This is a genomic window from Pseudomonas sp. SK3(2021) (genome assembly GCF_016772375.1).
In the GTDB taxonomy this organism is placed as follows: Bacteria; Pseudomonadota; Gammaproteobacteria; order Pseudomonadales; family Pseudomonadaceae; genus Aquipseudomonas; species Aquipseudomonas chlororaphis_I.
Genome location: NZ_CP061943.1, coordinates 3,684,763 through 3,700,527, shown reverse-complemented (window position 1 = coordinate 3,700,527; position 15,765 = coordinate 3,684,763). Strand labels below are relative to the sequence as shown.

The 15,765-nt window shown below is 64.2% G+C and carries 12 protein-coding genes; 11 read left to right on the top strand and 1 reads right to left on the bottom strand.

The genetic code is table 11. The features are described from left to right. Positions 1 to 197 precede the first annotated feature (197 nt). From IF690_RS16335 to feaR, 4 genes are all read left to right on the top strand, one after another. Positions 198 to 1,685 carry an aldehyde dehydrogenase family protein gene (locus tag IF690_RS16335; RefSeq protein WP_202696488.1) on the top strand — a complete coding sequence of 496 codons (1,488 nt, stop codon included), beginning with the start codon at positions 198 to 200 and terminating at the stop codon, positions 1,683 to 1,685. A gap of 219 nt (positions 1,686 to 1,904) precedes the next feature. Further along, positions 1,905 to 3,431 carry an APC family permease gene (locus IF690_RS16330; protein WP_202696487.1) on the top strand — a complete coding sequence of 509 codons (1,527 nt, stop codon included), beginning with the start codon at positions 1,905 to 1,907 and terminating at the stop codon, positions 3,429 to 3,431. Then, entirely contained in the window at positions 3,397 to 3,990 is a 594-nt protein-coding gene (locus tag IF690_RS16325) for a DUF3156 family protein (RefSeq protein ID WP_202696486.1), read from the top strand. The genes IF690_RS16330 and IF690_RS16325 overlap by 35 nt, the downstream gene beginning before the upstream one ends. Before the next feature lie 148 nt (positions 3,991 to 4,138). Further along, positions 4,139 to 5,077, top strand: coding sequence for a transcriptional regulator FeaR (gene feaR / locus IF690_RS16320; RefSeq protein WP_202696485.1), 939 nt, complete (start codon positions 4,139 to 4,141; stop codon positions 5,075 to 5,077). Between the two features lie 170 nt (positions 5,078 to 5,247). Here the strand turns inward: feaR and IF690_RS16315 are convergent, their stop codons facing one another. Next, positions 5,248 to 6,051, bottom strand: coding sequence for a helix-turn-helix transcriptional regulator (locus IF690_RS16315; protein ID WP_009049223.1), 804 nt, complete (start codon positions 6,049 to 6,051; stop codon positions 5,248 to 5,250). A 230-nt stretch (positions 6,052 to 6,281) separates the two neighbouring features. Between IF690_RS16315 and IF690_RS16310 the strand changes: the two genes are divergently transcribed. From IF690_RS16310 to IF690_RS16280, 7 genes are all read left to right on the top strand, one after another. Then, positions 6,282 to 7,646 (top strand): APC family permease, encoded by a 1,365-nt coding sequence (locus IF690_RS16310; RefSeq protein ID WP_202696484.1) that lies wholly within the window; start codon positions 6,282 to 6,284, stop codon positions 7,644 to 7,646. Positions 7,647 to 7,655: 9 nt separating this feature from the next. Next, positions 7,656 to 8,759 (top strand): DmpA family aminopeptidase, encoded by a 1,104-nt coding sequence (locus tag IF690_RS16305; RefSeq protein ID WP_202696483.1) that lies wholly within the window; start codon positions 7,656 to 7,658, stop codon positions 8,757 to 8,759. Positions 8,760 to 9,055: 296 nt separating this feature from the next. Beyond that, positions 9,056 to 10,504 (top strand): serralysin family metalloprotease, encoded by a 1,449-nt coding sequence (locus tag IF690_RS16300; protein WP_202696482.1) that lies wholly within the window; start codon positions 9,056 to 9,058, stop codon positions 10,502 to 10,504. 105 nt (positions 10,505 to 10,609) lie between these two features. Then, positions 10,610 to 10,993 (top strand): AprI/Inh family metalloprotease inhibitor, encoded by a 384-nt coding sequence (locus IF690_RS16295; protein WP_202696481.1) that lies wholly within the window; start codon positions 10,610 to 10,612, stop codon positions 10,991 to 10,993. A 238-nt stretch (positions 10,994 to 11,231) separates the two neighbouring features. Beyond that, positions 11,232 to 13,049 (top strand): type I secretion system permease/ATPase, encoded by a 1,818-nt coding sequence (locus IF690_RS16290; protein ID WP_202696480.1) that lies wholly within the window; start codon positions 11,232 to 11,234, stop codon positions 13,047 to 13,049. Between the two features lie 14 nt (positions 13,050 to 13,063). Further along, positions 13,064 to 14,380: an HlyD family type I secretion periplasmic adaptor subunit gene (locus IF690_RS16285; protein ID WP_502710183.1), complete on the top strand. Its 1,317-nt coding sequence runs from the start codon at positions 13,064 to 13,066 to the stop codon at positions 14,378 to 14,380. Positions 14,381 to 14,382: 2 nt separating this feature from the next. Continuing rightward, positions 14,383 to 15,738, top strand: coding sequence for a TolC family outer membrane protein (locus IF690_RS16280; protein ID WP_202696478.1), 1,356 nt, complete (start codon positions 14,383 to 14,385; stop codon positions 15,736 to 15,738). The last annotated feature ends 27 nt before the right edge of the window (positions 15,739 to 15,765 follow it).

Below are 15,765 nucleotides of genomic sequence, written 5' to 3'. Positions count from 1 at the left end.
GAGGCTGCGAACGGCAACGCAGTTGCCGCAAACCCTGAGTCCGCGGTCCATCTGGATAAACACGCCAGCCGTTATAAAAGCATGGCGTTGCCGGGCCCCTGGCAGCCAGTGGCAAGTTTTGCGGCAGCCAGGATCAAGACGCTGGCCGGCATTGGTCTCAGAGTTCGATCCATGAGGCCAACTAGCGAGGATTGCCCATGAGTATTGCCATCGACCCACGTGTCGCCGCCTTTATCGACAGCCAGCATGGCCTGTTGATCGACGGGCGCAGCCAGCCGGCCTTGTCCGGCGCGCAGATGCCGGTGTTCAACCCGGCCACCGGCGAAGAACTGACCCGCGTCGCCGCTGGCGCCGACGCCGATATCGACCTGGCCGTGGCCGCCGCGCGACGGGCCTTCGAAGGGTCCTGGGCGGCGCAGCGCCCGGCGGATCGCGAGCGCCTGCTGCTCAAGCTGGCCGATCTGCTGGAAACCCATGGCGAAGAGCTGGCGCAGCTGGAGACCCTCAATAACGGCCAGTCGATCCACCTGGCCCGCGCCCTGGAAGTCGGCGCCGCCGCCGAGTTCACCCGCTACATGGCGGGCTGGACGACCAAGATCGAAGGCAAGAGCCTCGACCTGTCCATCGCCGCCGTTCCCGGCGCCCGCTACCGCGCCTACACGGTGCCGGAGCCGGTGGGCGTGGTCGGCGCCATCGTGCCGTGGAATTTCCCCTTGCTGATGGCCATCTGGAAAATCGTCCCGGCCCTGGCCTGCGGCTGCACCGTGGTGCTCAAGCCGGCCGACGAAACCCCGCTGACCGCCTTGCGCCTGGGCCAGTTGTGCCTGGACGCCGGGATCGCCCCGGGGGTGGTCAACGTGGTCACCGGCAGTGGTGCCCAGGCCGGCGCCGCGCTGGCCGCGCACAAGGGCATCGACAAGCTGGCATTCACCGGTTCGACCCAGATCGGCAAGCTCATCGGCCATGCGGCGGTGGACAACATGACCCGGTTTTCCCTGGAATTGGGCGGCAAGTCGCCGGTGATCGTGCTCGATGACTGCGACCCCCAGGCCGCGGCCGCCGGCGCCGCCGGGGCAATCTTCTTCAACCAGGGCCAGGTCTGCACCGCCGGTTCGCGCCTGTATATCCAGCGGGCCATCTTCGACCAGGTGCTGGAGCGCCTGGCCGCCATCGCCGGCTCCCTGAGCATCGGCCCCGGGCTGGACGAGCAGGCACAGATCAACCCGCTGATTTCCGCCAAGCAGCACAAGCGCGTGCTGGACATGATCGGCCAGGGCGTGGCCGACGGCGCCCGGGTGCTGTGCGGCGGGGTCGCCTATGGCGAGCAGGGCTTCTATGTGCGGCCGACGGTACTGGCCGACGTGCACGCGGGCATGCAGGTGGTGCGCGAGGAAATCTTCGGCCCGGTGGTGGTGGCCATGCCTTTCGACGGGATCGACGAGGTGGTGGCGCTGGCCAACGACAATCAGTACGGGCTGGGGGCGAGCATCTGGTCCAACGACCTGGCGAAAGTCATGGACCTGATCCCGCGGATCAAGGCCGGCACGGTCTGGGTCAATACCCATAACATGCTCGACCCGTCGATGCCGTTTGGCGGCTACAAGCAATCGGGCATTGGTCGCGAAATGGGCCATGCGGCGATCGAGGCGTATACCGAGAACAAGTCGGTGTGCATCGCGTTCTGACCTGTAGCCGCTGCCGCAGGCTGCGATCGCGCCCGCAGGGTGCGCAAGATCTCAAGATCGCCGAAGGCCTTCGGCCTTATCGCAGCCTGCGGCAGCGGCTACAGTCGGATGCAGTCATCCGGCCACTCCAGGCTGCGCAGACAGCCAGTGACACGCACGCCCGGCGTGCCCTTGAAATGCCTAGAACAACACCACCCATGCTTTCGAGGTCCAGACACCATGTCTTTCAACGACAGACTCACCCGCCACCTGAACCAGGGCGTGGTCGGCTTTCCCACGGCCCTGGCCAGCGCCGTCGGCCTGATCATGGCCAGCCCGGTGATCCTCACCGCCACCACTGGCTTCGGCATCGGCGGCGGGGCGTTCGCCGCGGCCATGCTGATCGCGATGCTGATGATGCTCGCGCAATCGACGACCTTCGCCGAAGCGGCCTGCATGATTCCCACCACCGGTTCGGTGTATGACTACCTGGCCTGCGGCCTGGGGCGTTTCTTCGCGATCACCGGGACCATTTCCGCCTACCTGATCGTGCATGTGTTCGCCGGCACGGCGGAAACCATCCTCAGCGGCGTCATGGCCCTGGTGAACTTCGAGTCCCTCAACACCCTGCTGGAACAGAGCGGCAGCGCCTGGCTGGTGGGGGTCGGGATGGTGATCTTCTTCGGCCTGCTGAACGCCGTGGGTATCACTGCGTTCAGCCGCGCCGAGGTGATCCTCACCTTCGGCATGTGGACCACCCTGATCTTCTTCGGCGTGGTCGGGGTGTTCAAGGCCCCGGCGGTGGAGCTGAGCGGCTGGTTCGGCGAGTCGATGGTCGGCACCGACCTGACCACCATTCTTTCGCTGGTGGGCATGGCCATGTTCATGTTCGTCGGTTGCGAGTTCGTCACGCCGCTGACACCGGAGGTGCGCAAGGCGGCGAAAACCATTCCCAGGGCCATGGCCCTGGGCCTGGTGGGCGTGGCCACCTGCATGTTCATCTACGGCGCGGCGATGAAGCGCCAGGTGGCGAACATTGCACTGAGCGAAGACGGTAGCGTGCGCCTGCTGGACACGCCCATGGCCATTCCGCAATTCGCCGAGCAGGTGATGGGGCCGTACGGGCGGATCTGGCTGGGCGTCGGCCTGCTGTTCGCCGGGGCGGCGACCCTCAACACGCTGATGGCCGGGCTGCCACGCATCCTCTATGGCATGGCGCTGGACGGCGCGCTGCCGAGGGCCTTCACCTACCTGCACCCGCGCTTCAAGACGCCGCTGCTGTGCATCGCCGTGGCGGTGCTGATCCCGTGCCTGCACGCCTGGTGGCTGGGCGGCAGCACGGACAACATCATGCACCTGGTGCTGGCCGCGGTCTGTGCCTGGAGCACCGCCTACCTGCTGGTGACCCTGGCGGTAGTGGTGCTGCGCATTCGGCGCCCGGACCTGCCACGGGCCTACAAGTCGCCCTGGTTTCCGCTGCCGCAGATCGTCTCGTCCATCGGCATCCTCCTGGGCATGTGGTTCATCACGCCACCGGGCATGAACCCGCGGGACATCTACGTGCCCTTTGGCAGCATGCTCGGCCTGACGGCGATCTATGCGCTGGTCTGGACGATCTTCGTGCAGAAGGTCAACCCGTTCCGCCCGGTGCCGGTGGAAGAGGTGCTGGAGAATGCTTTCAACCTGCAATCCCCTGAAACCCAAGCGCAGAGTCTGCCTGGAGCCAAGCCCGATGAGCAGTACAAGCTGGCGGCAAAACCTCTCTGAGTTCTGGCGGCGGCCACCCTCGGGTTATCGCCCGGGGGCGACCCTGAACCAGTTGTGCCGCGACCTGTCGGGGCTCGCCTGTGCGCCGCTGGCGCCCGGGCTGGCGCGGTTCACCTGGGCCGAGGAGGGCTTGGGCTTCGAAGTCCAGGAGCTGCCACAGGCGCAGTTTCTGATGCACCTGGTGGTCTGCGAGTTTCGCCTGCGCGTCCCCGGCTCGCCGGGACCACAGGCGCGGATCGATATCCGCCATACCGGCGCGATCCGTCGCCAGGGCGTCGCCGCCGGCCTGAAGCAAGGCGCGAAGCAAGAGTGGGCGGGATTGTTGCAGCAGTTGCACAACGACCCGCAGCTGCTGGCGGCGCTGCTGCCGCTGGACTTCAAACGCTTGCAACTGCAGCGCGACGAGCAGGGCTGGCGGGTGTGCCTGGAGCATTTCGGCGCCAGCGAGGTGGTCAACCGGCTGCCTGGTTTGCGCCGTTACATCCGCCTGAGCGCCGAGCAGCGCGGCGCCTTGCTGGCGGCTTTCAAGCGCCTGCATTCACTGTTGCGCGATCACTGAACGATGCCCACCCGTGCTGGCACAGCCCGTGCTTAGGCTATAACGGACTATCCATTGCGCCGGGCTTCCTTGCTCGGCAAATAGATAACATGTTAATGATATCGCCATAACAACAATGGCGGTTTCAGCCGGCTTCTGGAGGTGCACAGTGCTTGCTTCGCAAAGTTTCAGTTCCTGGATTGGCGCATTGCAGGGGGTTTGCGGTCGCTTCGACGCCCGCCAGGCGCTGAACTCGGCGTTGTTTATCGGTGAGGTCGGCTTGCGCGACTACGCTGGCCTCGAAGTGGCGCAGATCCGTACCAATGCCGGACTGATCTCGCGCAAAAGCACCAGCGTCGATCATGAGGACGACCGGCACTGCTTCCTGATCATGCAGCGCAGCGGCCATGCCCAGATCAGCCAGGGTGGCGAGCGCATCGAGCTGGCGCCGGGTGAAATGGCCTTGCTGGACTCGGCCGGGGCCTGTGAAATCGTCCCTCACGGATTGATCGAACATGCCTCGCTGCATTTGTCCCGGGACGAGGTGTATCGCCATCTGCCGGCGCAGCAGCGCAAGTTCGGCAAGCTCTCGCAGCATTGCGCCAGTGGCCGCTTGATGCGCCTGCTGGTGGAGCAGATCTGCGGCGATGAACTGCAAGGTTGCGCCGCCCAGCAGGAAGGCCAGGCATTGCAGGAAGCGTTGATCGCCTTGCTCGGCCCGACCCTGCGCCAGACTCCCGGCGCGAGCCTCGACGGCTACGACAGCCAGCACGGCGGTTGCCTGCGCAGCCAGGCCCGGCAGTTGATCAACCAGTCCCTCACCGAACCCAACCTGACCCCGGTGTCACTGGCCGGCCAGATGAATATCTCGGTGCGCCAGTTGTACCGGCTGTTCGAAGAGCAGGGCGACAGCGTCTGCCGTTTCATCCAGCGCGCGCGCCTCGACCGCAGCGCGGCGGACCTGAGTAACCCGTGCCTGCGCCACGCGTCGATCACCGACATTGCCTTCAAGTGGGGGTTCACCGATTCGGCGCACTTCAGCCGCACCTTCAAGAAGCATTTCGAGCAGTCGCCGCGGGATTACCGGGCCCGTTCGCTGAACGCCTGAGGTCCGATCAACCCCAATCCTGTAGGAGCGAAGCTTGCTCGCGATAGCGCCGGTGCATTCAACAGGGTTGTCGCCCGCAGGATCGCCATCGTGAGCAAGCTCGCTCCTACAATCGGGCTGGTTTGCCTGCAGGAGCCAGTGAGCTTGCTCGCGACAAAACCGGTGATGCCTTACGGATTCTCCAGGTCGTGCCCCAGGGACTGGATAAACAGCGAGAACAGTTCCGGCTGTGAGGAGATGTCCAGCTTGGCGTAGAGATGGCGCCGGTGCACCTTGATGGTGTCCGGCGAGATTTTCAGTCGCTCGGCCATGGCCTTGGAGGAAAAACCACGGAGGATCAGCCGGGCAATTTCCACCTCCCGATCCGACAGTACGCCACAGCCGAAGTGACTGAGGGCGTCACGGATCTGGCTGGCCATTTCTTCCGCGGCGGGTGCTGGCGGGCGCTGGTTGCTTTGCTGCCAGTGCTGCTGCATCAGCGGCAGGACCCAGGCCGAGAAGGTGGTGAGCTGGCCGATTTCCTCGGCGCTGAACGGCCGCTGCATGCCCAGCGACAAGGACAGGGTGCCGGCCTCGGGGATCTGCAGGATGAACTGCAGTTCGTCCTCCAGCACGTTGTCGTGGAAGTAGCTGGAGAAATACTCGGTCTGCCGGAAATGGTCCGGCGCCACTTCTTCCAGGCGGTACAGGCCGTTGGGATAACCCTCGCGGCAGGCCTGGAAAAACGGGTCGAGCAGGTACAGGCCGTTGAGGTAGGTGAGCATCGACGCCGGCTTGTCCGAGGGCTCGGCATCGTATTCCTCGAGGGCGATGGGCAGGCCGTTGTGGGGGTAGAAGATCGCCAGGGCGTTATCGAACGGCAAGGCCTGGTGCAGCAACAGCACCAGTTGCTTCCAGAAGCGCTCGCCGCCGATCTGCGAGAGGGTGCGCCCGAGTCCGGCATGCATGCCGATTTCCCTGAACAGAGTGATCAAATAGGTGGCTCCGCGTTGCTGCCGCTGTGGTCTGGCGTGCTGCTTTGCGCCAGGTGGAAGCACGGTTTCGGCGATTTGCCCGGCCACGTCAAGGGGGAGTACGCCAATAGGGGAATTGGCCCGGTTCCCCCGCCTGCCTAAAGTGGCCTCCATCAAGTGCGACCCAGAGCGCATCCGCCTGACGTTCTTCGTTTCTGCCTCAAACCAAAAATAACCATGAGGATAACGACATGAGCTCTCCCTGCGCGCCGCAAGGCGCCCTGAAACCCACGCTGGGCGTGTTCGATGTGGTGGCCATTACCGTGTCGGGCGTGACCCCGGCCAGTTCGGTCTTCGTCATCGCCCCGTTCGCCATTCACCAGGCCGGCAGCGGGGTATTCCTGGCCTTTGTCATGGCTGGGCTGCTGGCCTTGATGTTTGCCTTCTGCTACGCCGAACTGGGCCGCGCCCACAACAGCGCCGGCGGCGAGTATGTGTACGCCAAGCGGGTGTTCGGCGGCATGGCCGGGTACGCGACCTTTCTCACGGTGCTGGTGATGCTGCTGTTCATTCCGCCGGTGCTGGCCACTGGCGCGGCGACTTACCTGAACAATGCCCTGGGCACGCGTTTTGATTCGCAGAGCGTGGCCCTGGTGATCGTGATCTGCAGCTATGCGCTGGGCATCCTCAATATCAAGCTCAACGCCTGGATCACCGGCACCTGCCTGCTGCTGGAGATCGCCGCCTTGCTGGTGATCGTGTTCCTGGGCTTCGGCAACGCCTCGCAACCGGCGAGCATCTTGCTGCAGCCGCAGATCGTCGAGAACGGCGTGCTGCACATGGCGCCCTGGGCCCTGGTGATCGGTGCGGTGGGCATCGGCCTGTTTTCCTACAACGGTTACGGCCCGGCAGTGCTGCTGGCCGAAGACATGAAATGCAAGGGGCAGGGCGTGCACAAGGCGGTGCTCTGGTCGCTGGCGCTGGTGGTGATCATCGAACTGGTGCCGCTGACCGCGCTGCTGATCGGCGCGCCGTCCCTCAGCGCCATGCTCGCCAGCCCCGATCCCATCGGCTACCTGCTCACCAGCCACGGCAACGAAACCCTGACGCGGGTGGTCAGCGCCGGGATCTTCCTCTCGGTGTTCAATGCGATTGTCGCCATCGTGATCCAGATCGGCCGGGTGGTGTTCTCCAGCGGCCGCGACGCCTTGTGGACGCCGGGCATCAATCGCCTGTTCACCCGTATTCACCCGCGCTGGGACTCGCCGTGGCTGGCGACGCTGTTCCTGGCCATTCCCTCGGCGGTACTGAGCTTCAGCTCGAACCTGGCCGACCTGACCTCGTTCAGCGTGCTGCTGATCATGCTGGTGTACTTGATCGTCGCCCTCAGCGCGCTGATGAGCCGGGTGCTGCTGCGCGATCGCGAGCATCCGTACCGCATGCCGCTGTGGCCGTTGCCGGCGCTGCTGGCGGTGATCGGCGCCGGCTATCTGTTGTTCAATCTGTTCCTGGACGCTTCGCTCAGGGACATCATGGTGATCGTCGGCCTGCTGGCGCTGTCGGTGATCCTGTATGGCACCAATGGCCGGTTCAGCCCGGCGTTCCAGAAACTCTAAGGAGAAGTCATGCGCGCACGTCAATTGGGGATCAGCCTGGGCCTGGGTACTCCCGGCCCCTTCAATGCCATCACCGATGTCCCGGGGGTACGGGTGGGGCACAGCACCCTCAGGACCACGGTCGACGGCAAGCAGGTGCGTACCGGGGTGACCCTGATCCAGCCCCGCGAAGGCTTTGCCCGGCTGCAACCCTGTTTCGCCGGCTGCCATGTGCTCAACGGCAACGGCGATGCCACCGGGCTGGAGTGGATCCGCGAGGCGGGCCTGCTGACCACCCCGCTGGCCATCACCAACACCCACAGCGTTGGCGTGGTGCGCGACGCGCTGATCGCCGAGGAACACAGGAGCCTGGCGGACCCCTCGGAGTACTGGTGCATGCCGGTGGTGATGGAGACCTACGACGGCCTGCTCAACGACATCTGGGGCCAGCATGTCGGCCCGCAGCAGGTCCGCGAGGCGCTGGCCAATGCCGAGTCCGGGCCGGTGCGCGAGGGCGCGGTGGGCGGCGGCACGGGAATGATCTGTCATGAATTCAAGGGCGGGATCGGCACGGCCTCGCGTCGGGTGCCGGGGGAGCAGGGTGGCTATACGGTCGGCGCGCTGGTCCAGGCCAACCACGGCAAGCGCGAGGAATTGCGGGTCGACGGTTATCCGGTGGGGCGGCAATTGACCGGCATTCCGTCGCCCTTCGCCCAGTGCGGTACGCCGGGCATGGGCTCGATCGTGGTGATCCTGGCCACCGATGCGCCTTTGTTGCCGCACCAGTGCCAGCGCCTGGCGCAGCGCGCGTCCATCGGCGTCGCCCGCACCGGCGGTGGCACCGAGGATTCCAGCGGCGATATCTTCCTGGCCTTCGCCACCGGCAACCGCGACTTGCCGCCTTGCGCCTATGGGCGCCAGGGCGTGCCTTTCAGCACCCCCCTGGCGATGCTCAACAACGATTACATTTCGGCCCTGTTCAGCGCCGCCGCCGAGGCGGTGGAGGAGGCCATCGTCAATGCCTTGGTGGCCGGCGAGCCGATGACCGCGGACAGTGGCGCGAGCGTTCCGGCATTGACCGGGGAAACCTTGTTGCAAGCGATGAAACTAACTGGATGGAACAAACTTGTATGAACTAAAGACTGCGACGCAGTCGGCAAAATAATGGTGACCTTTATTTAATATTTAAATTCGAGATTGTCGGACAATTATCAACGGGTATTGAGGGTTAGAGAATATTTAGACTCACCGGTCATTGTTTTCGGGAGTTTGCTGGAACAGTCGAAATCAGGTGTCAAAAAGTAGTGGACGCCTGATTTCAAATTGTGTCAGGTTGCTTACGCCCGAATGGGGCGAGTGATAGGACGATCTCGCCAGGGATTGTCGCTATCGGACAAAAACTGTTCCATTGATTACAAGGAAGTGTGTTTATGTCGAAAGTTAAAGCGAAAGCTATTGTGACCGCCGAACAAGAACTCGTGCCCTTGGCCGCGACAAGTTCGGCTTACAACCAGATCAATAGCTTCAGCCATCAGTATGACCGGGGTGGCAACCTGACGGTCAATGGCAAACCCTCCTACACGGTCGATCAAGCCGCTACCCAGATACTGCGCGACGGTGCTGCGTACCAGGACCTCAACGGCAGCGGCAAGATCGAACTGACCTATACCTTCCTCACCTCGGCGTCCTCGAGCACCATGTACAAGCATGGCATCTCCGGGTTCAGCCAGTTCAGCGCCCAGCAGAAGGCCCAGGCCGTGCTGTCCATGCAGTCCTGGGCGGATGTGGCCAATGTCACCTTCACCGAAAAGGCTTCCGGTGGTGACGGGCACATGACCTTCGGCAACTACAGCGGCGGTCAGGACGGCGCGGCGGCCTTCGCCTACCTGCCGGGCACCGGTGCCGGCTACGACGGGACGTCCTGGTACCTGATCAACAGCAGCTACACCCAGAACAAGAACCCCGATCTGAACAACTACGGCCGGCAGACGCTGACCCACGAGATCGGCCACACCCTGGGCCTGGCCCACCCTGGCGACTACAACGCCGGGAATGGCAACCCGACCTATAACGACGCGACCTACGGACAGGACACGCGCGGTTACAGCGTCATGAGCTACTGGAGCGAAAGCAATACCAGCCAGAACTTCAGCAAGGGCGGCGTCGAAGCCTATTCGTCCGGCCCGCTGATGGACGATATCGCGGCGATCCAGAAGCTCTACGGGGCCAACACCACCACCCGTACCGGCGACACCACCTACGGCTTCAACTCCAACACCGGTCGCGACTTCCTCAGCGCGACCTCGTCGGCGGACAAGCTGGTGTTCTCGGTATGGGACGCGGGCGGCAAGGACACCCTGGACTTCTCCGGTTTTACCCAGAACCAGAAGATCAACCTCAATGAAACCTCGTTCTCCGACGTTGGCGGCCTGGTGGGCAACGTGTCCATCGCCAAGGGCGTCACCATCGAGAACGCCATCGGCGGTTCCGGCAGCGACCTGCTGATCGGCAACAAGGTGGCCAACGAGCTCAAGGGCGGTGCCGGCAACGACATCCTCTACGGCGCCGGTGGGGCGGACAAACTCTGGGGGGGCGCGGGTGCCGATACCTTCGTCTTCGGTGCCAGCTCGGACTCCGCTCCGGGCGCGGCCGACCAGATCCTGGATTTTGTCAGCGGCCTGGACAAGATCGATCTGACCGGTATCACCAAGGGGGCCGGGCTGCACTTCGTGAACGCGTTCACCGGTAACGCCGGCGATGCGATCCTCAGCACCTCGGCTGGCAACAGCACCTTGTCGGTGGACTTCTCCGGGCACGGCGTGGCGGACTTCCTGGTCAGCACCGTCGGCCAGGCGGCCTACACCGACATCGTCGCCTGAGTCAGTGCTGTAAAGTAACGGAAGGAGGGTGGCGCCCAGGCGTCGCCCTCCAACCTTGCATTGACTGGCGAACGGCCTGAGGCTGTGCCCCGGAGCGACCCCCTCATGATTCGAACTGCCTTGATCGCTAAGGCCGGCGCGTACCTGATCGCGACACTGATGATGTTTTATGGAGAGACAAGCATGGCAAGCAGCCTGAGATTGGCGGACCCCGCGGAACTGGCCGGACACTGGCAACTGTCGCAGCCGGCACAACCTGCCAACCACTGTGCCCTGGACCTCGAGCAGAACGGCACCCTGGGCGCCGGCGCCGAGTGTTTTTCCGCCTGGCTGGGCGATTCGGCCATCGGTTGGTTTCCCGAGCCGGACGGTATTGCCGTGACGGGCAAAGAAGGCTCGAAGATCATCTTTCTAAGCCGCCAGAAAGAAGGCTTATATCAAGGTACTTTGAAATCGGGCATAACCATTATATTGCAGCGTACACCCTGAATCATCGCGGCTGTATGCATCTTTAAATGTATCTGTATGGATACGCGTATAAGGCAGTGCCATATACGCTATGTCCTTCGTTCGAATAAAGACAACTAAATAACTAGAACTCCGCTTCGTCTGGCGGTAGAGTCCTTTCGCCTGTCCGCCTCAATAATCCAATAATGTCCCGACTCAAGTACGGGCGGTTTATTTGTCCTGCGCCTTTGGCACGGGATATACAGCTCAGGAAAGACCAATGAAGATGGCGAAGACCACTGCACCACTGTTCAAGGCACTGGGCGATTACAAAGGCATTCTGATCAGCGTCGGGTGTTTCACCGCCCTGATCAACGTGCTGATGCTGGTCCCCTCGATCTACATGCTCCAGGTCTACGACCGGGTACTTTCCTCGCAGAACGAAACCACCCTGGTGATGCTGTCGCTGATGGTGGTCGGGTTCTTCGCGTTCATCGGCTTGCTGGAGGTGGTGCGCAGCTTCATCGTCATCCGCATTGGTAGCCAGCTGGAGCGTCGTTTCAACCTGCGGGTCTACCAGGCGGCGTTCGAACGCAACCTGTTTCGCGGCGAAGGGCATGCCGGGCAGTCCCTGGGCGACCTGACCCATATCCGCCAGTTCGTCACCGGACCTGCGCTGTTCGCCTTCTTCGACGCGCCCTGGTTCCCCATCTACCTGTTCGTGATCTTTCTGTTCAATACCTGGCTGGGGGTGTTAGCCACGGCGGGCGCGGTATTGCTGATCGCCCTGGCGTACCTCAACGAAGCCATGACCAAGAAGCCTTTGGGCGAGGCCAGCGGCTATTCGCAGAAGTCCACGCAACTGGCCACCAGCCACCTGCACAATGCCGAGACCATCCAGGCCATGGGCATGCTCGGCGCGCTGCGCAAGCGCTGGTTCGAGGTGCATTCGCGTTTTCTCGGCCTGCAGAACCAGGCCAGCGACACCGGCGCGGTCATCAGCTCGCTGAGCAAGACCCTGCGCCTGTGCCTGCAATCGCTGGTGCTCGGCCTGGGCGCCTTGCTGGTGATCAAGGGCGACATGACCGCCGGCATGATGATCGCCGGTTCGATCCTGATGGGCCGGGTGCTGAGCCCGATCGACCAGTTGATCGCCGTCTGGAAGCAGTGGAGTTCCGCCAAGCTGGCCTACCAGCGCCTGGACTCGTTGTTGCAGGCCTTCCCGCCGAGCGACACGGCCATGTCGCTGCCCGCGCCCAAGGGCCAGGTGAGCTTCGAGCAGGTCAGCGCCGGCCCGCCGGGCAAGCGCATGGCGACCCTGCAGCAGGTCAGTTTCAACCTCGGGGCGGGGGAGGTGCTGGGGGTGCTCGGCGCTTCCGGCTCCGGCAAATCCACCCTGGCCCGGGTGCTGGTGGGCGTATGGCCGACCCTGGCCGGCACGGTGCGCCTGGACGGCGCCGATATCCATCGCTGGAACCGCAACGAACTGGGGCCCTACATCGGTTACCTGCCCCAGGACATCGAGCTGTTTTCCGGGAGCATCGCCGAGAACATCGCGCGCTTTCAGGAGGCCGATCCGCAGGAGGTGGTGCAGGCCGCGCAACAGGCCGGCGTGCACGAACTGATCCTGCGCCTGCCCCAGGGCTACGACACCCTGCTGGGCGATGACGGCAGCGGCCTGTCCGGCGGCCAGAAGCAGCGCGTGGCCCTGGCCCGGGCGCTGTATGGCCAGCCGCGGCTGGTGGTGCTCGACGAGCCGAACTCCAACCTCGACACCGTGGGCGAAAGCGCCCTGGCGTCGGCCATCGCGCAGATGAAGGCCCAGGGCACCAGCGTGATCCTGGTGACCCATCGTTCCTCGGCGTTGGCCCAGGCCGACAAGCTGCTGGTGCTCAACGAAGGGCGCCTGCAGGCCTTCGGCCCAAGCCAGGAAGTGCTCAAGGCGTTGTCCAGTGGCGCCCAGGCCCAGGCGCAAAATCAACACCAGGCCCAGCCCCAGGAACAGCAGCAGCGGGAAAAAACCTCGGCCCCGATGGCCCCGGGCGGATTGAGCATGAGCCGACATTATCAGGCCCCGACACGGAACCCAGGCGCATGAGCAAGGACAGCGAAATGATGATCGAACAAGGTTACGCGCCGGAGCGTCCCGAGCGCGACGCGCGGTTCTTCGCGCGTATGGGCTGGGTGCTGGCGCTGGCCGGCGCCGGCAGCTTCTTTGTCTGGGCGGCCCTGGCGCCACTGGACCAGGGCATCCCGGTGCAAGGCACGGTGGTGGTCTCGGGCAAGCGCAAGGCCGTGCAATCCATGAGCGGCGGCGTCGTCAGCCGGATCCTGGTGCGTGAAGGCGAGGCGGTGAAGCAGGGCCAGCCGCTGTTCCGCCTGGACCAGACCCAGGTCGAGGCCGATGTGCAGTCGCTGCAGGCCCAGTACCGCATGGCCTGGGCCAGCCTGGCGCGCTGGCAGAGCGAGCGCGACAACCTCAAGCAGGTGGAGTTTCCCCCGGCCCTGAGCGCCGATCCCGACCCGGCCCTGGCCCTGGTCCTGGAAGGCCAGCGGCAACTGTTCAGCAGCCGGCGCGAGGCCTTCGCCCGCGAGCAGGCCGGAATCCGCGCCAATATCGAAGGCGCCACCGCGCAACTGGCGGGGATGCGCCGGGCGCGTACCGACCTCAACAGCCAGGCCGAGTCCCTGCGCCAGCAGTTGGCCAACCTGCAGCCCCTGGCGGACAACGGCTACATCCCGCGCAACCGCCTGATGGAGTACCAGCGCCAGTTGTCCCAGGTGCAGCAGGAACTGGCGCAGAACACTGGCGAAAGCGGGCGGGTGGAGCAGGGCATCCTCGAGTCGCGGCTCAAGTTGCAACAGCACAGTGAGGAGTACCAGAAAGAAGTGCGCAGCCAGCTGGCCGACGCCCAGTTGAAAAGCCTGACCCTGGAACAGCAACTGACCTCGGCCGGTTTCGACCTGCAGCACAGCGAGATCCTCGCGCCGGCCGACGGCATCGCGGTCAACCTCGGGGTGCACACCGAAGGCGCCGTGGTCCGCCCAGGGGAAAACCTGCTGGAGATCGTGCCCCAGGGCACGCGCCTGGAAGTGGAAGGACACCTGCCGGTGAACCTGATCGACAAGGTCGGCAACCACTTGCCGGTGGACATCCTGTTCACCGCCTTCAACCAGAGCCGCACGCCGCGGGTGTCCGGCGAGGTCAGCCTGATCTCCGCCGACCAGATGGTCGATGAAAAGACCGGCGTGCCTTATTACGTGCTGCGCAGCAGCGTCAGCGACCAGGCCATGGAAAAGCTCAACGGCCTGGTGATCAAGCCGGGCATGCCGGCGGAAATGTTCGTCCGCACCGGCGAGCGCTCGCTGCTCAATTACCTGTTCAAACCCCTGCTCGACCGGGCGGGTTCCGCATTGACCGAGGAGTAAGGATGTTCCGTCGCATGAGTCAGCTTTCCATCTTCGGAGCTACAGTCGCTTTGCTGGCGTGCACCAACGCCCAGGCCATGGGACCGTTCCAGGTCTACGAACAGGCCCTGCGCAACGACCCGGTGTTCCTCGGGGCGATCAAGGAGCGCGATGCGGGCCTGGAGAACCGCATCATCGGCCGCGCCGGGCTGCTGCCGAAACTCAACTACAGCTACAACAAGGGCCGCAACAACTCCCAGGCCACCGTGCCCGACGGCCGCGGCGGCACCAGCCACGATGACCGCAACTACGACAGCTACGGCTCCACCTTCTCCCTGCAACAGCCACTGATCGACTACGAGGCTTATGCCGCCTACCGCAAGGGCGTGGCCCAGGCGCTGTTCGCCGACGAGAACTTTCGCGGCAAGAGCCAGGAGCTGCTGGTGCGGGTGCTGACCTATTACACCCAGGCGCTGTTCGCCCAGGACCAGATCGAGATCGCCCAGGCCAAGAAGAAGGCCTTCGAACAGCAGTTCCAGCAGAACGAGCACATGTTTCGCCAGGGCGAGGGCACCCGCACCGACATTCTCGAAGCGGAATCGCGCTACGAGCTGGCCACCGCCGAGGAGATCGAGGCCCGCGACGAGCAGGACGCGGCGTTGCGCGAGCTGGGTGCATTGATCGGCGTGCCGACCGTGGACATCCGCGACCTCGACCCGCTGCGCGAACACTTCGAGTCGTTCACCCTGTCGCCGGCCAACTACGACGCCTGGCACGAGCTGGCGATCAGCAACAACCCGAACCTGGCCTCCCAGCGCCATGCCGTGGAAGTGGCGCGTTACGAGATCGAGCGCAACCGCGCCGGCCACCTGCCGCGGCTCAGTGCCTATGCCACCTCGCGCCGGGTCGAGTCGGAAAGCGGCAACACCTACAACCAGCGCTACGACACCAACACCATCGGCATCGAAATCAGCATGCCGCTGTACGCCGGTGGCGGTGTCTCGGCGGCCACCCGCCAGGCCAGCCGGAGCATGGAGCAGGCCGAGTACGAGCTGGATTCGCAGACCCGCACCACCCTGATCGAGCTGCGGCGCCAGTTCAGCGCTTGCCTGTCCGGGGTCAGCAAACTACGGGCTTATCAGAAGGCGCTGATCTCGGCGGAGGCCCTGGTGGTCTCGACCAAGCAGAGCATCCTCGGTGGCGAACGGGTCAACCTCGATGCGTTGAACGCCGAACAACAGCTGTACACCACGCGCCGCGACCTGGCCCAGGCCCGTTACGACTATTTGATGGCCTGGACCAAGTTGCACTACTACGCAGGCACCCTGCGGGAAGATGACCTGGCCAGGGTCGACGAAGCCTTCAGGCCCGGCTCATGAACTGACAAAAAGGCGGCCGAGGGCGGC